The organism is Pseudomonas sp. R11-23-07 (assembly GCF_003852295.1).
Classification (GTDB): Bacteria; Pseudomonadota; Gammaproteobacteria; order Pseudomonadales; family Pseudomonadaceae; genus Aquipseudomonas.
This window is the reverse complement of record NZ_CP027761.1, coordinates 1,875,317-1,892,254: the sequence shown is the minus strand read 5'-3', so window position 1 is coordinate 1,892,254 and position 16,938 is coordinate 1,875,317. Positions and strand designations below refer to the sequence as shown.

The window sequence follows — 16,938 nt, the reverse complement described above, 5'->3', positions numbered from 1 at the left end:
CCAACACCGATTCAAATATGGGAGGGGGCTTGCTATGTAGGAGCGAGCTTGCTCGCGAAAGACTCAGAGCCCCCGCGTTTATCCAGAATGAACACGTTGCCTGGACGTTTTTCGCGAGCAAGCTCGCTCCTACAATGAGCCCCTTTCGCTCAACTGATCGGCGTTGAGGCTTGCCCCGATAGCGGTGTATCAGTCACCTGAACCTGCGCTATCGGACCAAGCCGATAAACCTCAGCGGCGCAGGAGACGGTCCAGCACCAGCAGGGCCACCGCGCCAATCGCGAGCGCGGCGACTGGTTTTTCTTTAACGAACGTAGATACGCTGTCCAGCGCGTCGCCATAGGTCTGGGACAGCTGACCGGCAGCTTGTCGACCAACACCTTCTGCTTCGATCTTCGAATCACCCAACAACTTCCCGACCGCACTTTGTGCCTTGCCGGCGAGTTTTTGTGCAACACCTTCTGCTTGTTCACTCTTCATGATTCACCACACCTTTGCGTGTCATTGATCAGCTCAGGGTCGACCCAAGCCAGGGGTTATCTGCACAGCGTTAGGGGGATGGGCGTCATGATTAGTTCAAAGTTGATGAACCCCAGGAATCGAAGACCCCGAGCTTGGAGAAGCTAGGGCACGAGGCCCTAGCAGGTATCATTTTTTCTTTTTCGCCGGCTTTTCTGCTTTCTCTGACTTCTTCTCTGTCTTCTCTGACTTCTTCGCCTTTTCTGGCTTGCTGTCAGCTTTTTTCACGGACTTCTTGGGTTCGGCATCTTTTTTCTTGTCTTTCTTTTCCGAAGATTTTGAAAGAGCCGATGCCGCTGCGGATTTTTTTGCGGGTGAAGACTTTTTGTCTTTCAATTCCTTGCTGGCTTTCGAACCTTCACCTTTGCTTTTCTTCTCGTCTTTAGCCACGTTCCCCACCTCTCGGAATATGCCGATATTGGCAAATTGCCTGTGCGATTCGTCACAAGCTAATCATTAGGTAAGCGCGTTCACGGGCGGTTCAAATTTTTGCTGCGTCGAAATAGGCTGGCTGAGGGGGTCGTCGGCTCCCGGTCACTTCGATTGAACGATCAATTGGACGCTCCCTCTATCGCTTAACCAGTGAATGGAGGATGTGACCATGATCGACTCAGCAACCGGCATGAAGCCAGGGGAGCGGTATTTAATCGAGAGCCAGGAGCGAACTCATCATTTTCCAGGCTTTTTCCTCGATGGAAAATACTACTTGAGCCCCGAGCTTATGACTGCCGTAGGATGGCTTGAAGGTCAGAAATTCCTGTACGACGAACTCGACGCGCTGGGAGACCCAGTGTTCCCTGAGCGGGTCGCGGGTGTTATCGAAGACCTGACGTTGACGCTCAATGACGGCGCGCGCCTCAATTTGAAGGAGGTTCGCTTTCACGCACCGCTGGAACAGCCCGACCCGAAATCGACGAGGAAGATCGAAGGCGGCTGGAGAGATCGTCCACTGCTCATCGCAGGTGTCACCGCTTTGGCATTCGGCGTTATTGCGTTTGCACTCGCTCGACAGAAACGCGAAAAACGTGAACTGCGAAGATAATGTGAGCCGTTGCCTGGGTTCCATCTGCAGTAGATGGAACCCAGGCCTTTACGATGGCCCACATTGAGTAGGCGGAATCAATCCAGGACTTCACTCAGCGGAATGAAATTGACCTGATCGCCCACCGCCAAGGTCGTCCCTTCCAGCACTTCCACCAACCCTTGCGCCCACGCTGCACTGCGCAACACGCCGGAGCTCTGGTTGCCGTAGATGAGCGCCTGGCCCTGCTCGATACGCCCGCGCAGATACTCGCGGCGGTTGCCTGGTTTGGGCCATACGAACCCCACCGGCACTTTGAAACGTAGCGGCGCAACGTCTTGCACACCTTGGCGGCGCAGCAGGTAAGGCCGCGCCAACAGGGCGAACGTCACCAGGGTCGACGCGGGGTTACCCGGCAGGCCGATCACCGGCACGCCACGAAAATGCCCGAAGGTCAGCGGCTTGCCCGGTTTGATCGCCAATTTCCACAGCGCCAGCTCGCCCTCTTCACGCAAGGCAATACCGAGGAAATCCGCCTCGCCCACGGATACACCGCCGGTGGACAGGATCAAGTCGACGCTGCCCACGCCGGCCAATCGCGTACGCGTCTGTTGCAGATCGTCCGGCAAGATGCCGGCATCGATCACTTCACAGCCCATTCGCGTCAGCCAACTGCACAGCACGCGGCGGTTGCTGTTATAGATCTGGCCTGGCCCCAGCGGCAAACCGGGCTCGATCAGCTCATCGCCGGTCGACAGCACGGCCACCCGCACCCGGCGCACCACGTCCAGGTGATCGCGCCCAAGCGAAGCGGCCAGGCCCAACTCGATCGGGCCCAGGCGCGTGCCCGCGGGCAACACCAACTCGCCGACCGTGGTTTCCTGGCCTTGTGGGCGGATGTTCTGGCCCGCGTGCAGCGGCTCGCTGAAACTCACGCGCTCATCGCCGTGAAGGGTCGCGTTTTCCTGCATTTCCACGCAGTCCGCACCCTGGGGCACCGGCGCGCCGGTAAAGATGCGCGCGCAGGTGCCGGCCGCCAGAGGCTCTGGCGCATTGCCGGCGAAAATGCGTTGGCTGACCGGCAAGGGTTCGCCGGTCCAGTCCGTCACGCGCAACGCGTAGCCGTCCATGGCGCTGTTGGGCCAGGGCGGCAGGTCGAGGGTGGAGACCAGGTCTTGCGCTAATACGCGGCCATCGCACTCGGCCAGGCGCAGGCTTTCGTGCTCGCGGATCGGCGACGCGTCGGCCATGTCCAACAAACGCTGCAAGGCCACTTCCACCGGCATCAAGGCACCGGACTTGCCGGGCTTATCCACGCGATTCACAAGGCTCGGCCTGTTTCAGGTGGGGGACGAAGTTGCACGGCCGATGACGGTTGTCCAGCTGTTCCGCCAGGATGCCGTCCCAACCGGTGCGCACCGCATTGGTGGAACCCGGCAGGCAGCACACCAGGGTGCCATTGGCCAGGCCGGCCAAGGCGCGGGACTGCACCGTGGACGTGCCGATGTCGGCTACGGATATCTGGCGAAACAGCTCGCCGAAACCATCGACTTGCTTGTCCAACAGGCAGCTCACCGCTTCGGGCGTGCTGTCGCGGCCAGTGAAGCCGGTGCCGCCGGTGATCAGCACGACCTGCACCACGTCCTCGGCGATCCAATGGGCAACCTGGGCGCGAATTTTGTAGAGGTCGTCCTTGAGCAGCACCCGTTCGGCCAGGGTGTGGCCGGCGGCGGTCAGGCGGTCGACGAAGACCTGGCCCGACGTGTCGGTGTCCAGGGTACGGGTGTCGCTGACGGTCAATACAGCGATATTCAGGGGTACGAAGGGCGCATCGGCCTTGGCGTTCATGGCACGGTCCGGTTGTCGAAGGAACAGCCCGATGTTATATCACAGGCCCCTATTTCCATGCCGCAGCGGAACCGCCATGTCTGTTGAATCTTCACCCCTGCCTTGCTCGATTTTATTGTTGGCCGGTGGGCGTGGCCAACGCATGGGCGGCCAGGACAAGGGGCTGCTGGAATGGCGCGGCGAGCCCTTGATTGCGCACCTGCAACGCCTGGCGCGGCCGCTGACGGACGACCTGATCATCTCGTGCAATCGCAACCACGCGCGGTATGCGCCCTATGCCGACCAACTGGTGAGCGACGACAGCTCGGACTTTCCCGGGCCACTTGCCGGCATCCGCGCGGGACTGTTCGCTGCACGCCATGGGCATCTGCTGATCCTGCCCTGCGATGTGCCGCGCATCGATGCACGACTGCTGGCCGACTTGCGTGCCACAGCGCGCTGCAACCCGCAGGTTCCGGTGATGATTCGCCACGGCGAGTTCTGGGAACCCTTGCTCTGCATCCTCCCCACCGCCCTTAAAGAACAAGTGGAACGAGCCTGGCAAGCGGGCGAACGCAGCCCGCGGAAAATTTTCCTGCAACTGGGTGGCGTGGCGCTCGAATGCGCCACCGATGACCCGCGCCTGGCCAATCTTAATACCCCCGAGCTGTTGCACCCACAGGCTGGCGTGTCAGAATGAGTCTTGCATCAGGAACTTTGCCGGCGTTGCACACGTCACAAGGTCAGCATTTCAAAAGTATTCTCTCGGAGACACACTCATGACTCAACGGACCATCGCCGCTCTCATGCTTGCACTGGGCCTCGCCACCCTCGCCGGTTGCGCTTCGCCAACAGTGATCACCCTGAATGACGGTCGCGAAATCCAGGCCGTCGACACCCCGAAATACGATGAAGATTCGGGCTTCTACGAATTCGAGCAGTTGGACGGCAAACACACCCGTATCAACAAAGATCAGGTTCGTACCGTTAAAGACCTGTAAGCCAGCGCTTGCACACAAGGCCCGCCTCGCGCGGGCCTTGTCGTTTCTGGCGTTTACCAGTCCAGGGTGATTTCGCTGCGAAAGGTGCGTTGCTGGCCGCTGACCGGGTCGATGAAACGTACGCCCTGGGCCAGCAACTTGAGCGGGTTGGCGTAGTCGTCCACCGCGTCCTTGATCACGTTGGGATAGAACGGGTCATTGCAGATGCTCGCCCCGAGCGCAGTCATGTGGACGCGCAACTGGTGCTTCTTGCCGGTGACCGGGAACAGGCCATAGCGCCATAAATCGCCGTGTTTCTCGCGCACTTCCACTGCCGTTTCGGTATTGCTGGCACCGGGGCCTTCCTGCATGCGGAAGAACGGTTCGCCGTCCACCAGCCGGCTCTTGTGCACCAGCGGGAAGGCCAGATCAGGTAAGGCCGGGGCAATGGCTTCGTAGAATTTATCGATGCGCCGCGTGGGAAACAGCTGCTGATAGGCCGCGCGGCTGTCGGGATTGGCCGAGAACAGCACCAGCCCTGCGGTATGCCGGTCGATGCGGTGCAGGGGCACCAGGGCGGGATTGTCCAGACGCCGGATCAAACGGCGCAACAGGGTTTGTTCGACGTACTCGCCGGCGGGGGTCACCGGCAGAAAATGCGGTTTGTCGGCCACCACCAAGTGTTCATCGGCGTACAGGATGGTTTCCTGTACCGGGATTACTTTCTCGTTGGGCACTTCGCGAAAGTAATAAATGCACAGGCCTTCCTTGTACGCCAGGTCCAGGCGGATGGGGCGACCGTTGATATCCAGCACCCGGCCACGAGCAATGCGGTCCAGCCAGTGTTCACGGGCGATTGCCGGGAAATGATCGCACAGGCAATCGAGCACCGTCGCCCACGGGCCAGGCGGCAGGTATAAGGTGCTGGCTTGGTGCTGTGACGGGGAAAAACCGGAAGTGGACATGCAGATGCTCAAAGCCTGGAATAAACAGGCAGGTATTATCCCGCATGGCGCGGGATTGAGCCTAGGAGAGATCTCAGGCCTTGACCAATTGCGTGCGCAAAACCTTCGAAGCGCTCGCCGCGTCGGTAAACTCCTTGAGCCAGCGCAGCACGTCTACGGCCTCCCAACGGCCCGGATCGTACAGGGCGTAGAGCAAGCCCTGGTAACCCACCACATCCAACTGCTTGTGATAACCGGCACGCTGGAACAGCGCCTCGATTTCCGCAAAGCAGGTATTGAAATGCACTTTGTTGAAGGGCGTCTTGCCTTCCGTGACCAGGCCATCGAGGCGCAGCTCGCTCACCGCATCGCGCACGACGTCGGCGGACATCCGATTGACGCTGCTTTTCAGTTGTTCGACATTCACCACGGGCGTTCCCTCTATTCATCGCTGTACAAACATACAGTAACGTAATATTGGAGACCCCGCCATGGCCTAAACATCAGCGCAGGAAAGCGACCACCTGCTCGGCGTCGAACGGCCAATCCAGTTCAGCCCCGGTGTCCACCCGTCTAAGCACCGGAATCCGCAGGCCGTAGACCTCGGTCAAGTCGTCGGGATCAGTGATATCCACCAGCTCCACGAGTAACCCGTGTTCGACGAGCGGCATGATTTCGGCTTCGGCAATTTCACACAGATGGCAACCCAGGGTGCCGAACAGCTGGCATTCAGGAAGCATGGCAAATCAACTCGAATGGAAAACACGCCACCATTCTAAACCCAACATTGGGCAACCGGCGCGCCGATCAGTCCTGGCTGACAGCGCCGATCTTGTGGATCGACAAGTCCGCCCCGTAATACTCCTCTTCCTGGCTCAGGCGCAGCCCGCACACGCGCTTGATCACACCGTACACCAGCAGGCCGCCGCCCAGCGCCACGGCGACACCGAGGGCAGTGCCGATCAACTGACTGACCAGGCTCACACCGCCCAACCCACCCAGCGCCGTCTGCCCGAAGATCCCGCAGGCAATGCCGCCCCATACCCCACACAGGCCATGCAGTGGCCATACGCCCAGCACGTCATCGATTTTCCAACGGTCCTGGGCCGCCATGAAGCACCACACGAACAAGCCCCCCGCGACCACACCGGTGACCAACGCGCCCACCGGATGCATCAGGTCGGAACCGGCACAGATCGCCACCAGCCCGGCCAGCGGGCCGTTGTGCAGGAAGCCGGGGTCATTGCGGCCGATTACCAGCGCGGCGACGGTGCCGCCGACCATGGCCATCAACGAGTTGACCGCCACCAGGCCGCTGACGCCATCGAGGGTTTGCGCGCTCATCACGTTAAAACCGAACCAGCCCACGATCAGGATCCACGAGCCCAACGCCAGGAACGGAATGCTCGAGGGAGCAAACGCCACCAGGCGCCCTTCGCGGTAACGTCCGTTGCGCGGGCCGAGCAACAGCACCGCCGCCAACGCCAGCCAGCCGCCCATGGCATGGACCACCACGGACCCGGCGAAGTCATGGAAGCTGGCGCCAAAGGTCGCGAGCAGCCAGGCTTGCAGGCCGAAGTTGCCGTTCCACACCATGCCTTCGAAGAACGGGTAGATGAACGCCACGATCAATGCCGTCGCGCACAACTGCGGCGCGAACTTCGCGCGCTCGGCAATCCCCCCGGAAATGATCGCCGGGATCGCGGCGGCAAAGGTCAGCAGGAAGAAAAACTTCACCAGGCCGTAGCCATGATCCGCGCTGATCACCGCCGCCGGCTGCATGAAGCTGACCCCATAGGAGATCCAATAGCCTATAAAGAAATAAGCCAGGGTGGAGATCGCGAAGTCGCTGAGGATTTTCGACAACGCGTTGACCTGATTCTTCTGGCGCACCGTACCGACTTCCAGAAAGGCGAAACCGGCGTGCATGGCCAGGACCATGACCGCGCCGATCAGGATGAACAGGGTGTTGGAGCTATGGACAAGGGTGTCCACCGCACTTTGCAGATTTTCCATGGAGGTTGGCAGGCCTGCGGTAAGGCAAACAGCACCAAAGCGGTTCAAGCCGGGGTTGATCGCACCAAATTGGCACCAAAGCCGCCGTCCTTCTTCAGAGGACGTGAACTGCTTTAGCGCAGCGATCAACACAACCGGCGCTCCCCGACGGGGTATTTGCGCGAGTTTCAGTTAATTAGGGTAAGGTTTTTCAAGGTTTTCACCTCGACCGCCCGGATTCAGCGCAGGCCCCAGGGCATGCGCACCAAGGCAAAGCAAAAGCTGTACCACACAATCGCAGTGAACCTTCGGCGAACCCGGCGACTCGAAACCACACGTACAGAACAGCCACACACGGAGATAACCATGGCCGGCAAAACAGCAAAGACTGCTCAAGAAATACTGATGGCGGATTTCCAGACCCTGGTCAGCGATACTGAAAGGTTGCTGGACGACACTGCCATCCTGGCCGGTGACCAGGCCGATGAGCTGCGCACCAAGATTCACGAAAGCCTGCTCAAGGCCCGCGAAACCCTGCAATTGACCGAAGACTCCCTGCGCGAGCGCGGGCAGGCGGCCATTACCGCAACCGAAGATTACGTGCAGGCCAACCCATGGCAGTCTGTCGGCATTGCGGCGGGCGTGGGCTTTTTGATCGGTCTGTTGGCTACCAGGCGTTAATATCATGGCTATCGACGAATCCAGCTCGTCTAAGGGCGCAGGTACCACCTCCCGCCGCCTGGGCGCTGCCGTGCTCGGCTTACTGCACAGCCATGTCGAACTGTTTGGCATCGAGTTACAGGAACAGAAGGCACGCACGGTCAGCCTGCTGCTGTTTGCCGGCTTGGCCTTGGTGTTTGCCCTGCTGTTACTGGTAGGCCTATCGACGTTGGTGATGATCCTGGTATGGGACACCGGCTACCGCCTGACCGGGATCATCTGTCTGTGCGTGTTTTACAGCCTGGCCGCAGCATTCTGCGGGGTACGTTTGAAAGCGGCAGTGTTCGATGAGTCCACGCCCTTCCACGCCACCCTCGAAGAATTGGCCAATGACCGGGAGCGCCTGTTGCCATGAGCCTGCCTGAAATCCCGCAAAACTCGTCCCGTCGGGAGATGCGCAAGGCGTTGATCCGCCTGCGCATGGAAATGCACCGTCAGGAAATCCGTCACGAGTCCCAGCAACTGATGGCGCCGCTGCACAAAGTGCGCGACCTGCGTCACAACTGGCAAGACAGCCTGGGCATCAAGCACGCGCCGCTGTGGGGCGTGGCGGCGGTGACATTGATGGGGTTCTTCACCGGCAAGGGCGCCAAGGGCGGCAGCATCAGCAGCGTGACGCGCCTGGTACGGCTGGGTGCCGGGTTGATCCCGCTGATCAAACTGGCCATGCAAGGCGCTTCGCGCAGAAAATAAGCCCCGCTCGCTGGCCCCACGCTACAACCTGACCGCCGGGCAACTGCGCAACGGCGGTCAGCGCCTGTTGTTTGCCGCTGTCCACCTGAAGATTTCCGCTTGCCCCGCCCGCGTGGAAACGGGAAGCTGCAGGTGTCATTCACCGTACGGAGAGTACCTGCCTTGGATTGGCCTACCCTGCTGACCCGCGAACGTCTTGGCAAGCCCCTGCATAGCCCTGAAGAGCTGGGCCGCAGCCCTTTTCACAAAGACCATGATCGCATTATTTTTTCCGGCGCTTTCCGTCGCCTGGGCCGCAAGACCCAAGTGCATCCGGTTTCGAGCAACGACCATATCCACACGCGCCTGACTCACTCGCTGGAAGTCAGCTGTGTGGGCCGCTCCCTTGGCATGCGCGTCGGTGAAACGTTGCGCGGCGCCCTGCCCGACTGGTGCGATCCAAGCGATTTGGGCATGGTGGTGCAATCGGCCTGCCTCGCCCATGACATCGGCAATCCGCCATTCGGGCACTCCGGCGAAGACGCCATTCGCCACTGGTTCCAGCAGGCCGCCGGGCGCGGCTGGCTGGATGACATGAGCAACGCCGAGCGCAATGACTTCCTCAACTTTGAAGGCAACGCCCAGGGTTTCCGCGTATTGACCCAGCTTGAATATCATCAATTCGACGGCGGCACGCGGCTGACCTATGCCACCTTGGGCACTTACCTCAAGTACCCCTGGACTGCCCGCCACGCGGACTCGCTGGGCTATAAGAAACACAAGTTCGGCTGCTACCAGAGCGAGCTGCCGATTCTGGAACAGATCGCGCATAAACTCGGCCTGCCTCAACTGGAGGAGCAACGCTGGGCCCGCCACCCGTTGGTGTACTTGATGGAAGCCGCCGACGACATCTGCTATGCGCTGATTGACCTGGAAGATGGCCTGGAGATGGACTTGCTGGAGTACGCCGAAGTCGAGTCACTGCTGCTCGACCTGGTGGGTGATGACCTGCCGCAGACGTATCGACAATTGGGCCCGCAGGATTCCCGTCGGCGTAAGCTGGCGATCCTGCGCGGCAAGGCCATCGAGCACCTGACCAACGCAGCGGCGCGCGCATTCGTCGAACAACAGGACGCCCTGCTTGCCGGCACCCTGCCTGGCGACCTGGTTGAGCATATGCACGGTCCGGCGAAGCGTTGCGTACTGGATGCCAAAGACATGGCGCGCAAGAAAATCTTCCAGGACAAACGCAAGACCCTGCATGAAATCGGCGCCTACACCACCCTGGAAATTCTGCTGAACGCTTTTTGCGGTGCGGCGTTGGAGCAACACGGCGGGCGTACGCCGTCGTTCAAGCACCGGCGCATTCTTGACTTGCTGGGCAACAGCGCGCCGGACCCTGCCTGGCCGTTGCACGCCTCGTTCCTGCGCATGATCGACTTCATCGCCGGCATGACCGACAGCTATGCCACCGAGATGGCGCGAGAGATGACCGGGCGCTCCAGCCCTCAATAACGACTCGATCGACTCGCTCTGTTGCCTGAAACGAATCGCCCTACGATGGGAACAGAGCGGCCTGATCGAATTCGTACATATTCCCGAGGAATAATCACGCACGCCATCGCAGACAAGACGAGCAGTTCCTACGCTCCCATCGACGCTTGACTCACTGTGTACTCTCTATGCCCAACTATCCCCTTCGTATTCTTTTGGTGGAGGATCACCCTTTTCAACTCCTCGCCACCCAATGCTTGCTTAGAAGCTTCGGCTTCCACCAGCTCACCCCCGTCGAAAATGCCGAACAGGCCATACGCACCATGACCCAGTCTGAATTCCCCTTCGACTTGATGTTATGCGACCAATGCCTGCCCGACCTGCCCGGACTTGAGTTGGTAGAAATCGCCAGCCGTGGTCAGTTTATTACCCGAGCGATTCTATTGAGCGGGCTACCAACGACGGAATTACTCAAACTGACCGCACAAGCTGCGCAGCGTAATCTGCCACTTCTGGGTTGTTTATCAAAACCGTTAAATAAAGATGAACTTGAGCGTTTAATGAGTTCAACTCACCCATTATAAGTGTAGGAATTTATACCTTAGTAATTGCGAAAAACAACGAGAGAGCCGTCGCAAAATACCCGTGACCGTTAGCTACGCCAACCGCCCTGAAAACACACACACTTAGTGTCACAATTACCTAGCAACTCGTAGGCCTATGCCTTTCTTTGTGTAGGAAACTTCCTGTTTTGCGCTTGTCGCCCCCACGCTTCATGCTGCTGCCTCGTCTTCTGAGCTAATGTGAATGCTTTATTTGCACCTGCATGGAATGTGATTATGAACACCGTTTTTATTATCGACGACCACCCCGTTATACGGCTCGCCATCAGAATGTTATTGGAACATGAAGGTTACAAAGTCGTTGGAGAAACGGATAACGGGTGCGACGCCATACAAATGGTCCGCGAATGCCTGCCGGACTTGGTAATCCTGGACATCAGCATTCCGAAACTTGACGGCCTCGAAGTTCTCTGCCGATTCAACGCCATGAACACTTCGATGAAAACCCTGGTACTTACCGCCCAATGCCCGACGCTGTTTGCCACGCGCTGCATGCGTTCGGGCGCGGACGGTTACGTCTGCAAGGAAGGCGACCTGAGTGAACTACTGAGTGCTATCCGCGCCGTACTATCCGGGTACAACTACTTCCCCAGCCAGGCATTGAATGCAAATGGAACGGAAGGCATGGACACGCAGGAGCTGGACTTGTTCAGGGCTGTTAACGACCGAGAACTCATGGTCTTGCAACTTTTTGCACAAGGCCGCACCAACAAAGAAATAGCCAAGGGCATGTTCCTGAGTAATAAAACCGTCAGCACGTATAAAAAGCGACTAATGCAAAAACTAAAAGCCCAGTCTTTAGTCGAGCTCATCGAGATGGCAAAACGAAACGCGCTAGTGTGAGAAAACGGATGCCCAGCCGTATCAAGGACTATTTGATCATATTGAGTGCCGGTTTGTACTTCAGCACTACCGTGCTTGCGGACGACTCCACCGACCCGCAACACTTCACTTTATTGAGCCGCGCCGGAATCGTTCAACTGAACACTCAACTGGACAGGACCCAGCGCCAGTGGCTGCAATACAAGCGCGAACTGGTGCTGGGTACTGCCGCGCCTGACTACCCGCCGTTCGACCTCACCTCCAGTGGTCGCGATTACGAAGGCCTTACCGCAGATTATGCAGGCCTGCTGGCCAAGGCACTGGCCATACCGGTGAAGGTCCTGCGCTACCCTACCCGGGTGGCCGCCATTCAAGCCCTCGAAGCTGGCGACATCGATTTGCTGGGCTCCTCCAACGGCTTTGAGGCCGCGAACCCCAATCTCACATTGTCGGCACCTTACGCCGTGGACCAGCCTGTACTGGTCACTCGCGAGGGGGAAACCCGCAGCCTCAGCGATGGCCTTGAAGGGCTGCGCTTGAGCCTCGTCTATCATTACCTGCCGTTCGATGAAGTGGAGAAGCTGTACCCCAAGGCGGATATCCGCACCTATCCCTCTTATCAAAATGCCCTGAATGCAGTGGCGTTTGACCAGGCGGATGTATTTCTTGGCGATACGATTTCCACCCACTTCATGATTAACAAGGGCTACCTCAAAAACGTTCGCATGGCCAACTTCGGCAAGCATGAGGCCTATGGCTTCAGCTTTGCCCTGCGCCACGACAACCTCGTTCTCCTGAGCATTGTCGACACGGTGCTGGCGGCCGTGCCCATCAATGAGCGGGATAGCATCGCCAAGCGTTGGAGCGCCGGCAGCGATATCTTGCTGACCGACGAGAAACTGCAACTGACCCCGCGCGAAGAACGCTGGTTGAAGGCGCACCCGGTGGTAACGGTCATCGTGAATGAAACCTTTGCCCCGCTCACCTTCTTCGATGCGGAGGGCAATTTTCGCGGCATCACCGCCGACCTTCTTGAACTCATTCGCTTGCGGACCGGCTTGCGTTTTGCGGTGCAGCGCGGACGTAAAGTCGACGATATGATCGAGCAGGTCGCCACGCAGAAAGTCGATATGATCGGGGCGATCGTGCCGAGTAACCAACGGGAGGCGCAGCTGAATTTCAGCCGTCCCTACCTGGAAAACTCGTACGTGCTATTGACCCGCAAAGAACCCGGAGCACCGCTGAACCTGGAGCAGATGGCGGGCAAGCGCCTGGCGGTGACTCTGGGCACTCCGCTGGCCGAAATCCTGCGCAAAGACTTTCCGCGGATTCAACTGGTGGAAACCGGCGATACCTTCAGGGCCTCCGAGTTGCTTGCACAAGGGCAAGTGGATGGCGCTGTGAACACACTGTTGATCGCTAACTATTTCCTGTCCTCGAAGGTTTTCCGGGACAAGCTGCAGATCACCACGAGTATTGGCACCACGCCAGCGACGTTCGCCCTGGCCACCTCTCGCCATGCCACCGAGTTGGGCTCGATCCTCGATAAAGCGCTGCTCAGTATCGCCCCGGATGAAATGGGGGTGATCAACAGTCGCTGGCGTGGCTACACAGTCGAATCCGATAGCTACTGGCGCAATTACAACCAACTGATTGCCAAAATCGTCATCGGTACCGGTTTGCTGCTCCTGATTTCCCTGACCTGGAATGCCTACATGCGGCGCCAGATCAGGCAACGAAAAATGGCCGAGCGCGCCCTCAACGATCAGTTCGAATTCATGCGCGCGCTGGTCAACGAAACACCGCACCCCATCTATGTACGCGACCGTAATGGCTTGCTGCAAACCTGCAACGACAGTTATCTGCAGGCCTTCGACGTCAAGCGGGAGGACGTGATCGGCAAAAGCGTGACCCAGATGAGCATGGCCCTCGCGCCCGAAGCAGCGCAGTACCATGCCGACTACCTGCGGGTGGTGGCTGAGGGCAATCCATTGATTCTGGACCGCACCCTGCATATCGAGGAGAGGAAGCTGACGATCTACCACTGGATCCTGCCCTACCGCGATTCCACTGGCGAAGTCCAGGGCATCATCGGCGGCTGGATCGACATCAGTGAACGGCGTCAGTTGTTCGATGAACTGCGCGCCGCCAAAGAGCGCGCCGACGAGGCCAACCGCGCCAAAAGCACGTTCCTTGCCACCATGAGCCACGAGATCCGCACCCCCATGAACGCCGTGATCGGCATGCTCGAACTGACGCTCAAGCGGGCCGACCAAGGGCATCTCGACCGTCCGGCGATAGAAGTGGCCTACAACTCAGCCAAGGATCTCCTGGAGCTGATAGGCGACATTCTCGACATCGCGCGCATTGAGTCCGGCCGTCTCAGCCTGGCGCCGGAACGCGTCAATCTGCGCGAGGTGATCGAGTCCGTGGTACGCGTGTTTGACGGTCTTGCGCGCCAGAAAACCCTCAGCCTGCTACTGGAGTTCAAGCCCGACCTGAACGACATCGAAGTCCTCATAGACCCGCTGCGCTTCAAGCAAGTGCTGTCCAATCTTGTGAGCAACGCCATCAAGTTCACCGAACACGGCCAGGTGAAAATCAAGGTGGAGGTGCAACCGAGCCAGACCCAGGAACAGGTCGACGTGAAGCTGGTCGTGGAAGACACCGGTATCGGCATCAACCGGGACGACCAACTGCGCCTGTTCGAGCCGTTCGCCCAGGCCGACAATTCCGGGCACCTGGCCAGAAGCGGTGCCGGCCTGGGCTTGGTGATCTGCCGCAGCCTTTGCGCAATGATGGGCGGCCAGCTGAGCCTGAGCAGCGTGCCCATGGTCGGCACCCAGGTGCACGTCAACCTGAAAATGCCGCGCCTGCATCCGATCACCCCCCAGGGTGAACACACGCCTGCGAAGCCGGTCTCTACCCCGGTGCTCAATGTACTGGTAGTAGACGACCATCCGGCGAACCGCCTGCTGATGTGCCAGCAACTGGGCTACCTGGGTCATCAATTCACTGCCGCCGAGCATGGTGCCGCCGGGTTCCAGGCCTGGCGCCAGGAACAGTTCGACCTGGTGATCGCCGACTGCAACATGCCCATCATGAATGGCTACGAGTTGAGCCGTTCCATCCGTGAGTACGAGCAACGCGAACAGTTGGCGCACTGCGTGGTACTGGGGTTTACCGCCAATGCACAACCGGAGGAAAGACAACGCTGCATGGAAGCGGGCATGGATGACTGCCTGTTCAAACCTATCAGCCTCACCGTGCTGGAACGGCAGTTGGCACAGATCATCCCCCAGCCCACGAGCCCGCAGCTGGACCTGGGATGCCTGGACGCGCTGACCGGAGGGGATTCGCAATTGAGTCGACGCCTGCTCGAAGAACTGCTGACCAGCAGCGTTGATGATCGTCAGGCACTCATTGCGCTGCTGGATCGCAAGGCTTCATCCACCGACATCATCGAACAGGCCCACAAGATCAAGGGGGCCGCACGCATAGTCCAAGCCAATGCCTTGGCCGGGCAGTGCGAAACACTGGAGCAGGCCTGCTCGCGCAACGATGATCGGCGAGTGATCGAGACGGGGGTCAAATCCCTGGAAAAGCTCATGCTCGAGCTGGAACGGGCACTGCAGGTTCAACTGCATGACCTGGACGGCCAATAGGAGGCAGGGGCTTGCCCTAATGCCAGTCAGTTAAGGGCGAACACTGTACCTGTGGCGAGGGAGCTTGCTCCCGCTGGGCCGCGAAGCGGCCCCAAAGATGGGACTGCTGCGCAGTCCAGCGGGAGCAAGCTCCCTCGCCACAGGTTACTTTTTACCCTTTCTACTTCTTAACTCACTGGCATTAGGGCTTGCCCCCCGCCTCGCTCGCTCAGCAATCGGTCAAGCGCAGGAAGATAGCCGCGAGTTGTTCGATACCCGCCTGGTCCTGAGGCGTAAAACGCGCCAGCGACGGGCTGTCGAGGTCAAGGACGCCAATCAATTGGCCGTTCTTGACCAGCGGCACCACCAACTCACTGTTGGAGGCGCTGTCACAGGCAATGTGCCCGGCAAACGCATGCACGTCTTCCACTCGCTGGGTTTGCCGGGACGCCGCTGCGGCACCACACACGCCACGACCAAAAGGGATGCGCACGCAGGCGATCTGGCCCTGGAAGGGTCCAAGAACCAGCTCATCATTGCGATTGAGATAGAAACCCGCCCAGTTCAGGTCGTCCAACTGATTGAACAGGAACGCGGAAAATTGCGCGCTGTTGGCGATGAAATCCCGCTCATCCGCCAGCAGCGACTCCAGTTGCGCACACAGCAGCGCATAGCCCTCGAGGCCGGTGCCGGCCTGTTGTAAATCGATCATGGTTGACGCTCCAGCAATTTGAGACCCACCCAGTAACGAGCGAACTGATAGGCGCAGCGGCCATTGCGGTTGCCGCGCCCGGTCGCCCAGCGCACGGCGAGAATGTCGAGTTGTTCATCACGCTGCCACTGCAGGCCGGTCTTGCCGGCCAATTCGCCGATCCAGTGCTCCACCACATTCAGGAAGTGCTCCTGGGTAAACGGGTAGAACGACAGCCACAAGCCAAAACGGTCGGACAAGGCAATCTTGTCTTCTACCGCCTCGCTCGGGTGCAGTTCGCCATCCACGCGCTTCCAATTGTCGTTGTCGCTCTGGTTCTCCGGCACCAGGTGACGACGATTGGAGGTGGCATACAGCAACACGTTTTCCGGCGCCTGCTCCAGGGAGCCATCCAGCACGCTCTTGAGCACGCGATAGTCACCTTCCCCGGCATCGAACGACAGGTCATCGCAGAACAGGATGAAACGCTGCGGCAGCTTGAGCAGTTGCTCGACCACGCGCGGCAGGTCGGCCAGGTGGTCACGCTCGATTTCGATCAAGCGCAGGCCGGCCTCGGCGTGCTGGGCGAGCAAGGCGCGTACCATGGATGATTTCCCGGTGCCACGCGAACCCCATAGCAGCGCATGGTTGGCAGGTAAGCCGTCGAGAAACTGTTGGGTGTTACGCGCCAGCTGTTCACGCTGCTTGTCGACGCCGATCAGGTCCGACAGGCGCATGTCCAGGCTGACTTCCAGCGGCAACAGGAAGCCTGTACGGCCTTCGCGCTGCCAGCGGGCGGCCAGGCACTGGTTCCAGTCGATGGCTTGACGCGGTGCGGGTAACAGGGGCTCCAGGCGCGCCAGCACGGCGTCAGCCCGTTCAAGAAAGGCATTCAATCGAGAATCCACATCTATTCCTCTGGCAAGTTCTTGTAAAAGATGGCGTATTGGCAACCCTGTGGCAGACCGCACAAGGCTGCGTCAAGA

19 protein-coding genes and 1 pseudogene are annotated in these 16,938 nt (G+C 59.3%); 10 read left to right on the top strand and 10 right to left on the bottom strand.

Going from position 1 to position 16,938, the window contains the following annotated elements; all coding sequences use genetic code 11:
* Positions 1 to 231: 231 nt before the first annotated feature.
* Positions 232 to 480, bottom strand: a complete 249-nt coding sequence (locus tag C4J84_RS08670) for a CsbD family protein (RefSeq protein WP_124370148.1) — start codon at positions 478 to 480, stop codon at positions 232 to 234.
* Positions 481 to 648: 168 nt separating this feature from the next.
* A complete protein-coding gene (locus tag C4J84_RS08665) occupies positions 649 to 918 on the bottom strand; it encodes a hypothetical protein (RefSeq protein ID WP_164487767.1) in 270 nt (89 codons plus the stop codon).
* A gap of 202 nt (positions 919 to 1,120) precedes the next feature.
* On the opposite strand from C4J84_RS08665, the pseudogene C4J84_RS26605 reads away from it, so the two are divergent.
* A pseudogene (locus C4J84_RS26605) lies at positions 1,121 to 1,385 on the top strand (short-chain dehydrogenase); the annotation flags it as partial.
* Between the two features lie 253 nt (positions 1,386 to 1,638).
* Here C4J84_RS26605 and glp read toward each other — a convergent pair.
* Together glp and moaB are read right to left on the bottom strand one after the other, a co-directional pair.
* Positions 1,639 to 2,865, bottom strand: a complete 1,227-nt coding sequence (gene glp, locus C4J84_RS08655) for a gephyrin-like molybdotransferase Glp (protein ID WP_124370145.1) — start codon at positions 2,863 to 2,865, stop codon at positions 1,639 to 1,641.
* A complete protein-coding gene (gene moaB, locus C4J84_RS08650; RefSeq protein ID WP_048729884.1) occupies positions 2,849 to 3,388 on the bottom strand; it encodes a molybdenum cofactor biosynthesis protein B in 540 nt (179 codons plus the stop codon). The genes glp and moaB overlap by 17 nt, the downstream gene beginning before the upstream one ends.
* A gap of 76 nt (positions 3,389 to 3,464) precedes the next feature.
* Here moaB and mobA point away from each other — a divergent pair, with 76 nt between their 5' ends.
* On the top strand, positions 3,465 to 4,067 hold the full coding sequence (mobA, locus tag C4J84_RS08645; protein ID WP_124366401.1) for a molybdenum cofactor guanylyltransferase MobA: 603 nt from the start codon (positions 3,465 to 3,467) through the stop codon (positions 4,065 to 4,067).
* A gap of 79 nt (positions 4,068 to 4,146) precedes the next feature.
* Positions 4,147 to 4,368: a YgdI/YgdR family lipoprotein gene (locus C4J84_RS08640; RefSeq protein WP_003189935.1), complete on the top strand. Its 222-nt coding sequence runs from the start codon at positions 4,147 to 4,149 to the stop codon at positions 4,366 to 4,368.
* A gap of 53 nt (positions 4,369 to 4,421) precedes the next feature.
* On the opposite strand, the gene C4J84_RS08635 is transcribed toward C4J84_RS08640, so the two are convergent.
* The 4 genes from C4J84_RS08635 to C4J84_RS08620 all read right to left on the bottom strand — a co-directional run bounded on the left by C4J84_RS08635 (position 4,422) and on the right by C4J84_RS08620 (position 7,307).
* Positions 4,422 to 5,312, bottom strand: a complete 891-nt coding sequence (locus C4J84_RS08635; RefSeq protein ID WP_124370144.1) for a pseudouridine synthase — start codon at positions 5,310 to 5,312, stop codon at positions 4,422 to 4,424.
* A 73-nt stretch (positions 5,313 to 5,385) separates the two neighbouring features.
* The gene (locus C4J84_RS08630) at positions 5,386 to 5,721 is read right to left on the bottom strand and encodes a transcriptional regulator (RefSeq protein ID WP_124370143.1); all 336 of its coding nucleotides are present in this window, start codon (positions 5,719 to 5,721) and stop codon (positions 5,386 to 5,388) included.
* Positions 5,722 to 5,794: 73 nt separating this feature from the next.
* Complete coding sequence (locus C4J84_RS08625) at positions 5,795 to 6,031, bottom strand: glutaredoxin family protein (RefSeq protein ID WP_124370142.1); 237 nt, start codon at positions 6,029 to 6,031, stop codon at positions 5,795 to 5,797.
* Positions 6,032 to 6,098: 67 nt separating this feature from the next.
* Positions 6,099 to 7,307 carry an ammonium transporter gene (locus tag C4J84_RS08620; RefSeq protein ID WP_124370141.1) on the bottom strand — a complete coding sequence of 403 codons (1,209 nt, stop codon included), beginning with the start codon at positions 7,305 to 7,307 and terminating at the stop codon, positions 6,099 to 6,101.
* A gap of 345 nt (positions 7,308 to 7,652) precedes the next feature.
* On the opposite strand from C4J84_RS08620, the gene C4J84_RS08615 reads away from it, so the two are divergent.
* The 7 genes from C4J84_RS08615 to C4J84_RS08585 all read left to right on the top strand — a co-directional run bounded on the left by C4J84_RS08615 (position 7,653) and on the right by C4J84_RS08585 (position 15,282).
* Positions 7,653 to 7,967, top strand: a complete 315-nt coding sequence (locus C4J84_RS08615) for a YqjD family protein (RefSeq protein WP_124361931.1) — start codon at positions 7,653 to 7,655, stop codon at positions 7,965 to 7,967.
* Between the two features lie 4 nt (positions 7,968 to 7,971).
* Complete coding sequence (locus tag C4J84_RS08610; protein WP_124366397.1) at positions 7,972 to 8,361, top strand: phage holin family protein; 390 nt, start codon at positions 7,972 to 7,974, stop codon at positions 8,359 to 8,361.
* Positions 8,358 to 8,699: a hypothetical protein gene (locus C4J84_RS08605; RefSeq protein WP_124361929.1), complete on the top strand. Its 342-nt coding sequence runs from the start codon at positions 8,358 to 8,360 to the stop codon at positions 8,697 to 8,699. Before C4J84_RS08610 ends, C4J84_RS08605 begins: the two co-directional genes overlap by 4 nt.
* 162 nt (positions 8,700 to 8,861) lie before the next feature.
* Positions 8,862 to 10,193 (top strand): deoxyguanosinetriphosphate triphosphohydrolase, encoded by a 1,332-nt coding sequence (locus C4J84_RS08600; protein WP_124361928.1) that lies wholly within the window; start codon positions 8,862 to 8,864, stop codon positions 10,191 to 10,193.
* A gap of 167 nt (positions 10,194 to 10,360) precedes the next feature.
* Positions 10,361 to 10,756 (top strand): response regulator, encoded by a 396-nt coding sequence (locus C4J84_RS08595; RefSeq protein ID WP_124370140.1) that lies wholly within the window; start codon positions 10,361 to 10,363, stop codon positions 10,754 to 10,756.
* Positions 10,757 to 11,011: 255 nt separating this feature from the next.
* Positions 11,012 to 11,638, top strand: a complete 627-nt coding sequence (locus C4J84_RS08590; RefSeq protein WP_124366395.1) for a response regulator transcription factor — start codon at positions 11,012 to 11,014, stop codon at positions 11,636 to 11,638.
* 8 nt (positions 11,639 to 11,646) lie between these two features.
* Complete coding sequence (locus tag C4J84_RS08585; protein ID WP_124435172.1) at positions 11,647 to 15,282, top strand: transporter substrate-binding domain-containing protein; 3,636 nt, start codon at positions 11,647 to 11,649, stop codon at positions 15,280 to 15,282.
* A gap of 208 nt (positions 15,283 to 15,490) precedes the next feature.
* Here the strand turns inward: C4J84_RS08585 and C4J84_RS08580 are convergent, their stop codons facing one another.
* Positions 15,491 to 15,973, bottom strand: coding sequence for a GAF domain-containing protein (locus tag C4J84_RS08580; protein WP_124361924.1), 483 nt, complete (start codon positions 15,971 to 15,973; stop codon positions 15,491 to 15,493).
* On the bottom strand, positions 15,970 to 16,860 hold the full coding sequence (locus C4J84_RS08575; RefSeq protein ID WP_124370138.1) for an ATP-binding protein: 891 nt from the start codon (positions 16,858 to 16,860) through the stop codon (positions 15,970 to 15,972). Before C4J84_RS08575 ends, C4J84_RS08580 begins: the two co-directional genes overlap by 4 nt.
* Positions 16,861 to 16,938 lie beyond the last annotated feature (78 nt).